The organism is Pseudomonas sp. NPDC047961, from assembly GCF_050272435.1.
Lineage (GTDB): Bacteria > Pseudomonadota > Gammaproteobacteria > Pseudomonadales > Pseudomonadaceae > Stutzerimonas.
Genome location: NZ_JBNNMD010000002.1, coordinates 633,705 through 646,948 on the forward strand (window position 1 = coordinate 633,705; position 13,244 = coordinate 646,948).

A 13,244-nucleotide genomic window follows, 5' to 3' on the forward strand; every position below is an offset into this window, starting at 1 on the left:
GCATGGATCTCGTACTCGACCTCATCGCCACCCTGTCGCGCTGGAGCCGCCACCACCTGTTCGATATTTCCCTGGCGATCATGGCGACCCTGTTTGTCCTGTTCGGCCCGGCATTGAACGCCTGGGTGCAGAAGAACATCGGCGGGCTCAATTTCGTCCTTCGCACCCTGGCGTTCGTGGTCTTCTGTGCATTGGTCTACGGACTTGGCATCATCTATCTCAGCCCCTGGCTGGCCAAGGGGTTGGCGCAATTCAACAACTACACCCTGGCGCCGGTGCTGTTGCTGGTGCTGTTCATCATTGGCGTGGTCGCTGACCGAAACTGAACTGAACTAGTCTTCTCGCAAAAAACGGTCGAGGTCCACAGGCTCGCCAGGCATTCCGTGCAGCTGGTCGCGCAGATCCTCGAACATTGGATCGTAATCCGCGTGAAATGCGAACAGCACATCCGTGTGCAGGTGCAAACCGCGCTTGCGCAAGCATTGACGGATGCGCTGCAGGAAATTGAAAGCCACGTCGCGGTGCATTTCAAACCGTTCGTCAATCGGCGTCTGATCGACCTCCCCATGAAGGTGGAACGAGGCCCATTCTGGCTTTTGTTGCGGCCCTTCGACGTGGTATTCGAGTATCAAGTGGTACCCGGGAAAGCCGTCCGATGGCAATCGGCTGACTTCCACATGACCTGGTCTGAACACGGACCTTCTCCTCAGTGAATCTGGCGTTGCCTGCCAGGCGCTCTACCTGCCGTGACCGCCACGGCACGCTAACAGCTCGATGCCATGCTGACACTCTCGTTCTGACGTTTGTTGACGCCCGTCATTACCCTGTCGCACGCCTGGGCGCCCAATGTCTCCAGTGCTGATCCTAAAAGGAAACAGGAACATGGCAACGGCCTCGAAACAATTGAAACTCGCTGCACTGATAGCGCTGGTGGTGGGCTCGATGATTGGCGGCGGAATTTTTTCGCTGCCGCAGAACATGGCCGCGAGCGCCAGCGCCGGCGCGATCCTCATCGGCTGGGGCATCACAGCCATCGGCATGCTCACGCTCGCCTTCGTCTTCCAGACTCTTGCCAACCGCAAGCCAGACCTGGATGCAGGCGTTTATGCCTACGCCAAGGCGGGCTTTGGCGACTATATGGGTTTCTCGTCGGCCTGGGGCTACTGGATCAGTGCCTGGATCGGCAACGTCAGCTATTTCGTCCTGCTGTTCAGCACCCTGGGCTATTTCTTCCCGATCTTTGGGGAGGGCAACACCTTGCCGGCTGTGATCGGCGCATCACTGGTGCTTTGGGGTGTGCACCTGTTGGTTCTACGTGGCATTCAGCAGGCCGCGTTCATCAATCTGGTCAGCACTATCGCCAAGATCGTTCCGCTGATCATGTTCATCGTCCTTGCCGCCATCGCCTTTCGCCTGGAAGTATTCACGGCGGACTTCTGGGGCCGCGGCAATCTGGAGCTGGGCAGCGTCATGCAGCAGGTGCGCAACATGATGCTGGTGACCGTATGGGTCTTCATCGGCATCGAGGGCGCCAGCGTCTACTCTGCGCGTGCCGAGCGACGCAGCGATGTCGGCAAGGCAACCGTGATCGGCTTCATTGGCGTGCTCGCGCTACTCGTGCTGGTCAACGTCCTGTCCATGGGGATCATGAGCCAGGCCGAGCTTGCGGGCTTGAAAAATCCTTCGATGGCAGGGGTACTGGAGCAAGTGGTGGGACGCTGGGGCGCAGTGCTGATCAGTGTCGGGCTGGTGGTGTCACTGGCCGGCGCCCTGCTCTCCTGGACCCTGCTATGCGCGGAGATCCTCTTTGCCGGGGCACGCGACCACACCATGCCGAGCTTCCTGCGCAAGGAAAATGCGAATCACGTTCCCGTCAACGCGCTCTGGCTGTCCAATGGGCTGATCCAGTTCTTTCTGATCATCACCCTATTCAGCGCTTCGACCTATCTGAGCCTGCTCTACCTCGCCACTTCGATGATCCTGGTGCCCTATTTCTGGTCCGCGGCCTACGCGCTGCTGATCAGCATTCGGGGGGAAGGCTACGAGAATGCGCCTGGTGAGCGGCGCAAGGATCTGCTGGTGGCCGCCATTGCGACGCTGTACGCACTCTGGCTCGTATATGCCGGAGGCGTGCAATACCTGCTGCTTTCTGCGCTGCTCTACGCGCCAGGCGCTCTGCTGTTTGCCAAAGCCAAGCATGAACGCGGCGAGCCGGTATTCACCACCGTCGAGAAGCTGATCTTCGCCGCGGTCGTGATAGGCGCAGGCATCGCGGCCTACGGTTTGTACGACGGTTTCCTTTCGCTTTGATCCTTTTAGGCGCCAACTGCGCCTACTCCTCGACCATTGCCACGAGCGATGGCGAACCACTGAGCACCTACCGGTGCGAAGACTGCTAGGAGAACTGCTATGACCCCGCAACCCCAGAAACTGGGTGTCCATTCCGAAGCCGGCAAACTGCGCAAGGTGATGGTCTGCTCGCCAGGCCTTGCCCACCAACGGCTGACCCCGACCAACTGCGACGAACTGTTGTTCGATGATGTGATGTGGGTAAACCAGGCCAAGCGCGATCACTTCGATTTCGTCACCAAGATGCGTGAGCGAGGGGTCGAAGTCCTCGAGATGCATAACCTGCTGACCGAGACGGTAAGCAATCCAGAGGCGCTGAAATGGATTCTTGACCGCAAGATCACTGCGAACCAGGTCGGCACTGGTCTGCAGAATGAAGTGCGCAGCTGGCTCGAGGAGCAACAGCCCCGACACCTCGCGGAGTACTTGATCGGCGGCGTATCAGGCAGTGACCTGCCCGGCACTCACAGCGGCGAGATCGTCAGCCTGTTCCGTGATTTCCTCGGCCACTCCAGCTTCATCCTGCCGCCGCTGCCCAACACGATTTTCACCCGCGACACCAGTTGCTGGATCTATGGGGGCGTATCGCTTAACCCCATGCACTGGACAGCACGGCGTCAGGAAACCCTGCTCACCGCGGCGATCTACCGCTTCCATCCCGAGTTTGCCGATCAGGACTTTAAGATCTGGTACGGCGACCCCGAACTCGACCACGGCCTGGCGACGCTCGAAGGCGGCGACGTGATGCCCATCGGCAATGGCGTGGTCCTGATCGGAATGGGTGAGCGCAGTTCCCGCCAAGCAATCGGCCAATTGGCCCAATCACTGTTTCGCCAAGGTGCAGCCGAGCGAGTGATCGTCGCCGGTCTGCCGCGTTCGCGCTCGGCGATGCACCTGGACACTGTGTTCAGCTTCTGCGATCGCGACCTGGTGACGATCTATCCAGACGTCGTTCAGGGCATCGTCGCGTTCAGCCTGCGACCAGACGAGAGCAAACCAGGCGGCATCGATCTGCGTCGCGAGAGTTCGAGCTTCCTTCAGGTCGTGGCCGAGGCCCTGGGCTTACCCGCTTTACGCGTAGTCGAAACGGGCGGCGATAGCTATGAAGTCGAGCGTGAGCAATGGGACGACGGCAACAACGTCGTCGCGCTGGAGCCGGGCGTAGTCATCGGCTACGACCGCAACACCTTCACCAATACCATGCTGCGCAAAGCCGGTGTCGAAGTCATCACCATCAGCGCCAGCGAGCTTGGACGAGGCCGTGGCGGTGGCCACTGCATGACCTGCCCGATCATTCGCGACGCCATCGACTATTGATCACAGTCCGGGCGAGCTTCGCCCGGCACGCCCACATCAGAGGAATGCTCATCATGCCCTTCAATATCCACAACCGTAGCCTGCTCAGCCTGATGCACCACAGCGAACGCGAGCTGCGCCACCTGCTCGACCTGTCCCGTGATCTAAAGCGCGCCAAATACACAGGTACCGAGCGCCAGCATCTGAAGGGCAAGAATATCGCGCTGATCTTTGAAAAAACCTCTACCCGCACCCGTTGCGCCTTCGAGGTGGCGGCCTATGACCAGGGAGCGAACGTCACCTACATCGATCCCAACTCCTCTCAAATCGGCCATAAGGAGAGCATGAAGGACACCGCGCGCGTGCTGGGACGCATGTACGACGCCATCGAGTACCGCGGTTTCAAGCAGGAGATCGTCGAGGAACTGGCCCGCTACGCCGGCGTGCCGGTCTACAACGGCCTGACGGATGAATATCACCCCACGCAGATGATTGCCGACGTGATGACCATGCGCGAGCACAGCGACAAGGCGCTGCATCAGATCAGCTATGCCTACCTCGGCGATGCGCGCAACAACATGGGTAATTCCTTGCTGTTGATCGGTGCCAAGTTGGGCATGGACGTACGCATCGCTGCGCCCCGCGCACTCTGGCCAAGCGAAGCGCACATCAAGGCCTGTCAAGATTTCGCCGCACAGAGCGGCGCGCGGCTGACACTTACCGAGGACCCGATCGCAGCCGTAGAAGGTGTCGACTTCGTCCACACCGATGTGTGGGTGTCCATGGGTGAGCCGGTCGAGGCCTGGGCCGAGCGTATCGAGCAGCTGCTCCCCTATCAGGTGAACACGGCGCTCATGCAGGCGACCGGCAACCCGCGCAGCAAGTTCATGCACTGCCTGCCGGCGTTTCATAACAGCGATACCAAGGTGGGCAAGGAGATTGCGGCCAAGTACCCGCACCTGGCCAATGGCATCGAGGTGACCGAGGACGTGTTCGAGTCGCCCTACAACATTGCCTTCGAGCAAGCGGAAAACCGCATGCACACCATCAAGGCAATTCTCGTCTCGACGCTTGCAGACGTCTAAGCCACTAGACGTACCAGGAGGACATAGCATGCGCATCGTGATTGCACTGGGTGGCAACGCCCTGCTTCGCAGAGGCGAACCACTGAGCGCCGACAACCAGCGAGAGAATGTCAGAACCGCTTGCAGCCAGATTGCCCGCATCTCGCCCGGTAATGAGCTGGTAATCGCCCACGGCAACGGCCCACAGGTTGGGCTGCTGGCCCTGCAGGGAGCTGCCTACACGGACGTGCCCGGTTACCCGCTGGATGTACTCGGTGCCGAGACCGAAGGCATGATCGGCTACATTATCGAGCAGGAGCTAGGCAATCTGCTGCCCTTCGAGGTGCCCTTCGCCACCCTGCTCACGCAAGTGGAGGTGGATGCTGCTGACCCGGCGTTCGCCAACCCGAGCAAGCCGATCGGCCCGGTGTACAGCCGCGAAGAGGCCGAACGACTGGCCAGTGAAAAAGGCTGGCACATCGCTGCCGATGGCGAACGTTTCCGCCGAGTTGTTCCAAGCCCGCGACCGAAGCGGATTTTCGAGATCAGGCCGATCCGCTGGCTGCTGGAAAAAGGCAGCGTGGTTATTTGCGCTGGCGGCGGTGGCATACCTACGGTGTACGACCAGAACGGGCACCTGCAAGGCGTCGAGGCAGTGATCGACAAGGACCTCTGCTCGGCGCTACTGGCCGAGCAGCTCGAAGCCGATCTACTGGTGATCGCCACGGATGTCGACGGGGTCTACCTGGACTGGGGCGCGCCGCAGCAGCGCCGCATCAACGAGGCCCATCCCGACCAGCTGGAACTGTTGGGCTTTGCCGCAGGGTCGATGGGGCCGAAGGTTCAGGCAGCATGTGAGTTTGCCCGCAACACCGGCAAAGCTGCGGTAATCGGCTCGCTGGCCGACATCGAAGCGATCGTGCAGGGCCGCGCCGGAAGCCGCGTCAGCCTGTCGGCACACGGCGTGTCATAGCCAAAAACCACAAGGGCGCCCGCGGGCGCCCTTGCTGCTCTCAGCCAGTGCTGCTTAGTTGCCGCGTCGCAGCGCCGCCGGTGAGAAGTCACGCGGGCCGAGCCGGGCACTGAAGTCATACATCGACTCATTGTTATCCAGACCGTCAACAAAGTAGTTGTCGTCTTTCAGGTGATAGAGCGTTTCGACGGTGCTGTTGAACATCGGCACGTCGTAATAGCTGATTGGATGGCTTTCCTGCAGCCCGATCAGCTCGCCCTTTTCATCAAACAGGTCCACAGCCAGAATCGACCAGCTGTCCTCATCGACATAGAACCGGCGCTTGTCGTAGGGGTGACTGAAGCCCTTGCGCAGTGTGGCGTCGACGACCCAGACCCGATGCAACTCATAACGCAACAGTTCCGGATTCAAGGTTCGCGGACCGACGATTTTATCGTAGGGAATGCCCTTCTGATGCACCGCGTAGCTGTTGTAGGGCACCAGCATTTCGCGCTTGGCAACCAGCTGCCACTCATAGCGATCCGGTGCGCCATTGAAGGAGTCCACCACGTCCGCTGTAGCCAGGCCGCTAGTGTCGGGCTGCAGCGAATCGTAGGCGAGCGACGGCAAACGACGTACGCGGCGATCAGCCGGGCTGTAGCGCCAGGCCTTGCGTACCGCCAGCACTTGGTCGAGCGGATCCTGGACCACCAGGGCGGTACCTGACAGTTTGGCCGGCGCAGTGACACGGTACTTGTAGTACAGCGAGGTGTTGTCCAGGTCGGCCTGGCTCATGCCCTCACGGTTAAAAACGTAATAGATCTGCCGATCCCGTTTGATATAGCTCGGGTTTCCGTTGATCACCACGGCCTGATTGTTCACGAAGTGAGTCTGGTCGCCCTTGTAATGCAGAACATGGTTCCAGATCACCTCCATCCCGTCCTGCGGGATGGGAAATGGAATACCCGCTGAGGCACCCTTGATCCCGTTGCCGTTGGCGATCAGCTCGGCATTGACCGCATTCAGTCGCGTGGCGTCATAGATGCGCTGTGGGTTGCTGGCGCTGCGACGGGTTGGAAATACCCGCATATGAAAGTCCGGATGCCGCTCGACCAGCGCTCGCAGCCCCTCCGGCAACAATGCGGCGTACTGAGCCACATTGCTCTGGTCCACTCGGTAGAGCATCGGATCGGCCGCAAAAGGGTCCGGATGGTGCATGCCGGCTTCGTAGCCTGCAGGTGGTTGCACACCTCCGGTCCAAGCGGGAATGGTGCCGGCGGCGTTACCGGCGCGCTCGGCACCCAGCGGGGTCAGGTCCTGACCCAGGCGCACGGCCTGCATCTCGTCGACCTTGGCATGAGCCTGGCTGGCACAGGCCGCCAGCAGCAGAATTCCAAATTTCCTGTACATCTGTTTGCTCCTTGCAGCGCGGCTGGCGCGGCAGATGACGGCTCTTGCCCGCAGGCAGAGCACTCGTTGATGCGTTGGGATCGTGCCGTCCTGGCATTTTTCGTTATTGGATCGTCCCTGGGCCGCTTGGTCGCGGCTTTGGTGGATGTCGCGGTGGCACGTATTTCTTTTCAGCGAGTCAGTCGATGCGCTCGAACTTGAGGTCCCAGACGCCGTGGCCGAGGCGCTCACCGCGCCGTTCGAACTTGGTGGTCGGGCGCTCCTGCGGACGATCAACGTACTGCCCGTTTACGGCCTGGTTACGGTAGCCAGGCGCGACGTTCATAACGTCGAGCATGTGCTCGGCATAGGCCTCCCAGTCGGTCGCCATATGCAACACGCCGCCGACCTTGAGTTTCTGCCGGACCAACTCGGCGAATGCCGGTTGGACGATGCGCCGTTTGTGATGACGACTCTTATGCCAGGGATCAGGGAAAAACAGCAGGACCCGGTCCAGGCTCGCATCGGGGACGCATTCACGCAGCACTTCAAGCGCATCGCAACTGTAGATCCGCACGTTATTCAGATTCTGTGACAGAAGTCCGTTTAGCAGGGCCCCTACGCCCGGCGAGTGCACTTCGACCGCAATGAAATCCTGTTCCGGCGCCGCCGCGGCCATTTCCAGCGTGGAGTGGCCCATGCCAAAGCCGATCTCGAACGTGCGTGGTGCCTGCCGAGCAAAGACCTGATCGAAATCGCGCAACCCATCTGCCAGTTCCAGGCCGAACCGGGGCCAGCCCTGATCCAGACCTCGTTGCTGTCCTTCGGTCATGCGACCGGCACGCATCACAAAGCTTTTGATGGTGCGCATGCGCCGTTGGCCCTCGGCCGGAATTGGAGTGTCACTCATGAACGAACCTACAGATAAAGAGGACCGGCCGCGCGATCGAGCACGCGGCCTGAGACGGGAGGAGAAGGATTAGCGGATCAGGCCTTCCAGAGGCGAGGAAGCGCTGGCATAGAGTTTTTTCGGCATGCGGCCAGCCAGGTAGGCTAAGCGGCCGGCGTCGATCGCATACTTCATGGCCTCAGCCATCAGCACAGGGTTCTGCGCATGAGCGATGGCGCTGTTCATCAGCACCGCCTCACAACCCAGCTCCATCGCGATGGTTGCGTCGGATGCCGTGCCGACGCCTGCGTCCACAAGCACCGGCACCTTGGCCTCCTCGAGGATGATGCGCAGGTTGTATGGGTTGCAGATGCCCAAACCCGTGCCGATCAGACCGGCCAGCGGCATCACCGCAATGCAGCCCATGTCGGCCAGCTGGCGGGCAATGATCGGATCGTCGCTGGTGTACACCATCACGTCGAAGCCATCCTTGACCAATACTTCAGCGGCCTTGAGGGTTTCGATGACGTTGGGAAACAGGGTTTTTTGGTCGGCCAACACTTCCAGCTTGACCAACCGGTGCCCATCGAGCAGTTCACGGGCCAGGCGGCAGGTGCGCACGGCCTCTTCGGCGTCGTAGCAGCCCGCGGTGTTCGGCAGGATCGTGTAGCGGTCTGGCGAGATCACATCCAGCAGATTAGGCTCGCCCGGGTTCTGGCCGATGTTGGTACGGCGTACCGCCACGGTGACGATCTCCGCGCCAGAGGCCTCGATGGCCGCGCGGGTTTCCTCGAGATCCTTGTATTTACCGGTGCCCACCAGCAGACGCGATTGATAGGTGCGACCGGCAAGCGTGAAGGGTTTGTCGTGCGGAACTGGGCTCATGCGACCATCCTGTTCAGACCTAATGAAGCGAGAAGTACGCTGCTGCACGGGCGGCGTCGGGGAATATCAATGCGGCGAGTGGGTCAGCCACCGCCAATGGCATGCACGATTTCGATCTGATCGCCTTCGACCAGAACCGTCGCGGCATGCTGGCTGCGTGGCACGATGTCGCGGTTGAGTTCGACCGCTAGCCGGCGCCCGGTCAGCTCCAGGCGCTGCAGCAGATCAGCCACCGACTGGCCGTCCGGGAGCTCATAGCGCTCACCGTTCAACTGGATATGCATAGTGATCGCCACCATTGCAAAAGGGCCAGCATTCTAGCCCGATCGACTCGGTCCACCAAGGCAACAGCTTCCACCATTCATCTCCACCCGAACCGCTCCGTCAATCAGCCACGCAGATTCCAGGCGGCCAGCATCAGACAGATCCAGCCGGCCAGGAACGCCGCGCCGCCAATCGGAGTGATAATGCCGAGCTTGCCGACACCGGTCAGGGTCAGCAGGTAGAGACTGCCGGAGAACAGCAGGACACCCAGCGTAAACAAGCTGCCTGCTGCGACCAGCAGACGGCTCGGCGCATGCAACGCCAGCAAGGCGATGCCGAATAATGCCAGCGCGTGGATCAGTTGATAGTGCACGCCGGTCTGAAACACAGCGAGATAGTCAGCAGCCAGGCGGCTCTTCAAACCATGGGCTGCGAACGCGCCGAGGGCGACGCCGGTCAAGCCGAAGAATCCGGCGAGCATAAGAAACGGGCGAATCATTCGGGGGCCTTCCGGTCAGGGACTGTATGCACCGTTATAATGCCCGTTCTCCCCGGTTGCGACCACGCCCCATGCTTCGAGCCCTGCTACGCCGACTGACCAAACTGCTGCTATGGCTGACGGCACTGTCCGTGTTGCTGGTGCTGGTGCTGCGCTGGGTGCCGCCGCCCTTCACTGCGCTGATGGTTGAACGCAAGGTCGAATCCTGGACCAGTGGTGAAGGCATTGACCTGCAACGTAGCTGGCGGCCCTGGAAACAACTGCCGGACGACTTGAAGATGTCGGTCATCGCAGCCGAAGACCAGAAGTTCGCCGATCATTGGGGTTTCGATGTTGCGGCAATTCGAGCTGCATTCGAGCATAACGAACGTGGCGGCTCGCTGCGTGGCGCCAGCACTCTGAGCCAGCAGGTGGCGAAGAACCTGTTTCTCTGGTCGGGGCGTAGCTGGCTGCGCAAGGGCCTTGAAGTCTGGTTCACCGGCTGGATCGAGCTGCTCTGGCCGAAACAACGGATTCTGGAGGTCTACCTGAACAGTGTCGAATGGGGCAGTGGGATATTCGGCGCCGAAGCAGCTGCACAACATCACTTCGGGATTGGCGCACCCTACCTATCCGTCAATCAGGCTAGCCAGCTGGCCGCTGTACTGCCTAACCCTCGGGAGTGGGATGCCGGCCAACCCGGTCCGCACGTGCGCAGTCGCGCCGCCTGGATTCGAAAGCAGGTGAGGCAATTGGGCGGCAGCGGTTACCTGAACAAACTACAGGCGAGCGAGGCACGCTGAAGGCAAACCGGAACGATACGGCGACGGGTCGGCTCCAGCGCCTCAGCGCCCTCACACGCGCAAGACCACCAGCCAGTACGCTCTGTCGGGGCGTTATGGCAGTGCGCCATCTCAGCGAGTAAGCTGCGATGAATATGTGGCAATGCCGGGCCACGAGCCGCATGTAAGGGCGGTCGCAAGACAGGCGTCTGATATTCTCGCCACTCGTCACTAACGCACGGCAGACAGCATGAGCGAAACCAGTGCACCTTTCGGCAAGGTGCGGCAGTTCTTTCACTGGCGTAACAGCATCGCCTGGCTTGTACTGGCGTTAGCGCTATTGGTACAGCTTGCGCTCCTCAATCATCTTCAGATGAAAGAAGAGCGGGCCGCGCTCAAGCAGTTCGACTTGCTGGTGAACACGACCATTGAAGCCATTCAAAAACGCATGACCGACCACGAGCAGATTCTGCTCGGAGCAGCCGGACTGTTCGACGCCGCCGGAGAGGTGTCGCGAGAACAATGGCGTGAATACAACGACCGGCTGCAACTGGCCGAACGCTACCCGGGCATTCAAGGTGTCGGTTTTGCCAAGGCCCTATTGCCGTCGGACCTCGAAGCGCATGTGCAGAACGTCCGGGCTGAGGGATATAGCGACTACGATGTTTACCCGCAAGCGGCGGACCGCTCGTTCTATACGCCAATCGTCTTCCTCGAGCCCTTCCGTGATCGCAACCTGGCCGCTTTCGGCTTTGACATGTTCTCCGAGCCGGTTCGCCGACAGGCCATGCTCAGCGCTGCCGAAACTGGAACAACCCAGATTACCGGGAAAGTGACGTTACGCCAGGAAACCCACGGCAAGGTACAAGCAGGCGTCCTCATGTACGTGCCGCTGTACAGTGATGGGGAGCCGTTAACTGCCGTGACACAACGCCTGCAAGCGCTAAAGGGCTTCGTCTACAGCCCTTATCGGCTCGACGACCTGATGCGAGGCATTCTGGGCGCAGCCAATCCGAACCTCAGCTTGCGCATTTACGCAGGCGATACCGAGCAAACCGAGCAGCTTATCTTTGCCAGTCGAGATGCACCTATGGCCGGGCAAGCCCAGTACAGCAAGGAAGTGCAGCTGGGTCTTTATGGCCAGACATGGACGCTGCGCCTGGAGAGTCGGCCGGCCTTCGAGCAGTTCTTTCACACCAACAAAGGGCTGATAGCGGGCCTTGGTACTGGCCTGAGCGCACTATTGTTCCTCCTGACGTTTTCGTTGTCGCTCAGACGCCGCCGTGCTGAGGCGCTGGCCCAGCAGATGACCGAAGACATCCGGGAAAACAAACGTGCCCTTCAGCTCAGTGAAGAGCGCCTAAGCCTTGCGCTCAAAGGCAGCAATGACGGGCTGTGGGACATGAACCTGGATGCCGGGACCTTCTATGCATCGCCGCGCGCCTGGCACATGCTCGGCTACCGTCCCGGCGAGCTCAGTTCGGATCTCAAGCTCTGGGAGCGACTCGTCGTAGCCGAGGACCTGCCTCAAGCGCGGACTCAGCTGGCCCGGACCATGCTCTCCCCAGTCGATCACTTCACCACCGAGCTACGCCTGCAGCATAAAAGCGGCAAAATCACGCCTGTGCTGATCCGCGGCTACATCCAGCGCGACCGCAACGGCCAGCCGCTGCGCATCAGCGGCACCAGCATGGACCTGACCGAACACAAGCGCATCGAACAGATGAAAGACGAGTTCGTCTCGACGGTAAGCCATGAGCTGCGCACCCCACTGACATCCATCAGCGGCGCCCTGGGCCTGATCACCGGCGGCGCCCTGGGCGAGGCGCCTCCCGCCATCCAGCAGATGCTCGAAATCGCGCACCGCAACAGCTTGCGGTTGGGTTACCTGATCAATGACCTGTTGGACATGGAAAAAATCACCGCAGGCAAGATGACCTTCGATATGCGCGAGCACTCGCTGCGCCAACTGCTGGATGAGGCGCTGACCAGCAACCAGGCTTTCGCCTCGCATTTCGGGGTGAGCTGCATACTCCGTGACCCGATCAATGTGCACGTATGGGTCGACGGATTGCGCCTGCAGCAGGTGCTGAGCAACTTTCTTTCGAACGCCATCAAGTACACGCCGGAAGGTGGCCAGGTCACGCTGCATTGCAGCCAGCCCAATGCCGGCCATGTCCGCATCAGCGTCACCGATCAGGGGCCGGGCATCCCGCTAAGTTTCCAGAACCGTGTATTCGAGAAATTTGCTCAAGCGGATGCGTCCGACAGTCGCCAGAAAGGGGGCACCGGCCTGGGGCTTGCCATCACCAAGGAATTCATCGAGCGGATGGGCGGTCGTGTCGGCTTTGATACAGCCGAGGGCCAAGGCACAACGTTCTGGTGTGAGCTGCCCATAGTCGAATCGGCCACTGTGGCACCAGACCAGGGCCAGCCTCGCCTACTGGTAATCGAAGACGAGCCGGACACCGGCCGGTTACTGTTGCTGATGCTACGCGATGCCGGTTACGCGGTTGACCGCGTTCAGAGCCTGCACGCGGCACGAGGCAAGCTTGCCAGTACCCGTTATGAGGCAATGACACTCGATTTGCATTTGCCCGACGGCAGCGGACGTGAGCTGATTGACGAAGTACGCAGCAACCCTGGCACGCAAGATCTGCCGATCATCGTGATATCGGCCGCCAGCCATTTCGAGCAGAACGCTGAAGACACGAGCATCACCTGGCTACACAAACCCATCAGCGCGGCACAACTGCTGATCGCTCTGACCGACACCTTGGAACATTCCAGGCATTGCCGCTAATCCCGGCGACCATCCAGCTGCAGTCACCCTTCGCCGGCCAACGGCATAAAAAAAGGCGCTGCAGTTGCAGCGCCTTTGGGCTCTGGACTAGAA

The 13,244-nt window shown here is 60.5% G+C and carries 13 protein-coding genes; 7 read left to right on the plus strand and 6 right to left on the minus strand.

Going from position 1 to position 13,244, the window contains the following annotated elements:
- Positions 1-2 precede the first annotated feature (2 nt).
- Positions 3-326 carry a DUF3392 domain-containing protein gene (locus ACQKIK_RS09170; protein ID WP_046161601.1) on the plus strand — a complete coding sequence of 108 codons (324 nt, stop codon included), beginning with the start codon at positions 3-5 and terminating at the stop codon, positions 324-326.
- 6 nt (positions 327-332) lie between these two features.
- Here the strand turns inward: ACQKIK_RS09170 and ACQKIK_RS09175 are convergent, their stop codons facing one another.
- Positions 333-695: a DUF5064 family protein gene (locus ACQKIK_RS09175; protein WP_231108005.1), complete on the minus strand. Its 363-nt coding sequence runs from the start codon at positions 693-695 to the stop codon at positions 333-335.
- 187 nt (positions 696-882) lie between these two features.
- Here ACQKIK_RS09175 and arcD point away from each other — a divergent pair, with 187 nt between their 5' ends.
- The 4 genes from arcD to arcC all read left to right on the plus strand — a co-directional run bounded on the left by arcD (position 883) and on the right by arcC (position 5,682).
- Positions 883-2,310, plus strand: a complete 1,428-nt coding sequence (arcD, locus tag ACQKIK_RS09180) for an arginine-ornithine antiporter (protein WP_499135674.1) — start codon at positions 883-885, stop codon at positions 2,308-2,310.
- A gap of 99 nt (positions 2,311-2,409) precedes the next feature.
- The gene (gene arcA / locus ACQKIK_RS09185) at positions 2,410-3,666 is read left to right on the plus strand and encodes an arginine deiminase (protein ID WP_486034859.1); all 1,257 of its coding nucleotides are present in this window, start codon (positions 2,410-2,412) and stop codon (positions 3,664-3,666) included.
- 53 nt (positions 3,667-3,719) lie between these two features.
- Positions 3,720-4,730, plus strand: a complete 1,011-nt coding sequence (locus ACQKIK_RS09190) for an ornithine carbamoyltransferase (protein WP_046161597.1) — start codon at positions 3,720-3,722, stop codon at positions 4,728-4,730.
- Between the two features lie 28 nt (positions 4,731-4,758).
- Positions 4,759-5,682, plus strand: a complete 924-nt coding sequence (arcC, locus tag ACQKIK_RS09195; RefSeq protein ID WP_499135675.1) for a carbamate kinase — start codon at positions 4,759-4,761, stop codon at positions 5,680-5,682.
- A gap of 54 nt (positions 5,683-5,736) precedes the next feature.
- On the opposite strand, the gene ACQKIK_RS09200 is transcribed toward arcC, so the two are convergent.
- The 5 genes from ACQKIK_RS09200 to ACQKIK_RS09220 form a co-directional block, all read right to left on the minus strand.
- The gene (locus tag ACQKIK_RS09200) at positions 5,737-7,071 is read right to left on the minus strand and encodes a DUF1329 domain-containing protein (RefSeq protein WP_499135676.1); all 1,335 of its coding nucleotides are present in this window, start codon (positions 7,069-7,071) and stop codon (positions 5,737-5,739) included.
- Between the two features lie 178 nt (positions 7,072-7,249).
- Entirely contained in the window at positions 7,250-7,921 is a 672-nt protein-coding gene (trmB, locus tag ACQKIK_RS09205) for a tRNA (guanosine(46)-N7)-methyltransferase TrmB (RefSeq protein ID WP_499135899.1), read from the minus strand.
- Between the two features lie 108 nt (positions 7,922-8,029).
- Positions 8,030-8,824: a thiazole synthase gene (locus ACQKIK_RS09210; protein ID WP_045423666.1), complete on the minus strand. Its 795-nt coding sequence runs from the start codon at positions 8,822-8,824 to the stop codon at positions 8,030-8,032.
- An 83-nt stretch (positions 8,825-8,907) separates the two neighbouring features.
- The gene (thiS, locus tag ACQKIK_RS09215; protein WP_046161832.1) at positions 8,908-9,108 is read right to left on the minus strand and encodes a sulfur carrier protein ThiS; all 201 of its coding nucleotides are present in this window, start codon (positions 9,106-9,108) and stop codon (positions 8,908-8,910) included.
- Between the two features lie 104 nt (positions 9,109-9,212).
- Positions 9,213-9,587 (minus strand): DUF423 domain-containing protein, encoded by a 375-nt coding sequence (locus ACQKIK_RS09220; RefSeq protein WP_499135677.1) that lies wholly within the window; start codon positions 9,585-9,587, stop codon positions 9,213-9,215.
- A gap of 71 nt (positions 9,588-9,658) precedes the next feature.
- On the opposite strand from ACQKIK_RS09220, the gene mtgA reads away from it, so the two are divergent.
- Entirely contained in the window at positions 9,659-10,369 is a 711-nt protein-coding gene (gene mtgA, locus ACQKIK_RS09225) for a monofunctional biosynthetic peptidoglycan transglycosylase (RefSeq protein ID WP_499135678.1), read from the plus strand.
- A gap of 229 nt (positions 10,370-10,598) precedes the next feature.
- The gene (locus ACQKIK_RS09230) at positions 10,599-13,151 is read left to right on the plus strand and encodes a hybrid sensor histidine kinase/response regulator (RefSeq protein ID WP_499135679.1); all 2,553 of its coding nucleotides are present in this window, start codon (positions 10,599-10,601) and stop codon (positions 13,149-13,151) included.
- Positions 13,152-13,244 lie beyond the last annotated feature (93 nt).

Coding starts and splice junctions, on each gene's coding strand:
- ACQKIK_RS09190 (WP_046161597.1), top strand. CDS start 3,720: ATGCCCTTCAATATCCACAACCGTAGCCTGCTCAGCCTGATGCACCAC.
- arcC (WP_499135675.1), top strand. CDS start 4,759: ATGCGCATCGTGATTGCACTGGGTGGCAACGCCCTGCTTCGCAGAGGC.
- thiS (WP_046161832.1), bottom strand. CDS start 9,108: ATGCATATCCAGTTGAACGGTGAGCGCTATGAGCTCCCGGACGGCCAG.
- ACQKIK_RS09200 (WP_499135676.1), bottom strand. CDS start 7,071: ATGTACAGGAAATTTGGAATTCTGCTGCTGGCGGCCTGTGCCAGCCAG.
- trmB (WP_499135899.1), bottom strand. CDS start 7,921: ATGCGCACCATCAAAAGCTTTGTGATGCGTGCCGGTCGCATGACCGAA.
- ACQKIK_RS09220 (WP_499135677.1), bottom strand. CDS start 9,587: ATGATTCGCCCGTTTCTTATGCTCGCCGGATTCTTCGGCTTGACCGGC.
- arcA (WP_486034859.1), top strand. CDS start 2,410: ATGACCCCGCAACCCCAGAAACTGGGTGTCCATTCCGAAGCCGGCAAA.
- mtgA (WP_499135678.1), top strand. CDS start 9,659: ATGCTTCGAGCCCTGCTACGCCGACTGACCAAACTGCTGCTATGGCTG.
- ACQKIK_RS09210 (WP_045423666.1), bottom strand. CDS start 8,824: ATGAGCCCAGTTCCGCACGACAAACCCTTCACGCTTGCCGGTCGCACC.
- ACQKIK_RS09230 (WP_499135679.1), top strand. CDS start 10,599: ATGAGCGAAACCAGTGCACCTTTCGGCAAGGTGCGGCAGTTCTTTCAC.
- ACQKIK_RS09170 (WP_046161601.1), top strand. CDS start 3: ATGGATCTCGTACTCGACCTCATCGCCACCCTGTCGCGCTGGAGCCGC.
- arcD (WP_499135674.1), top strand. CDS start 883: ATGGCAACGGCCTCGAAACAATTGAAACTCGCTGCACTGATAGCGCTG.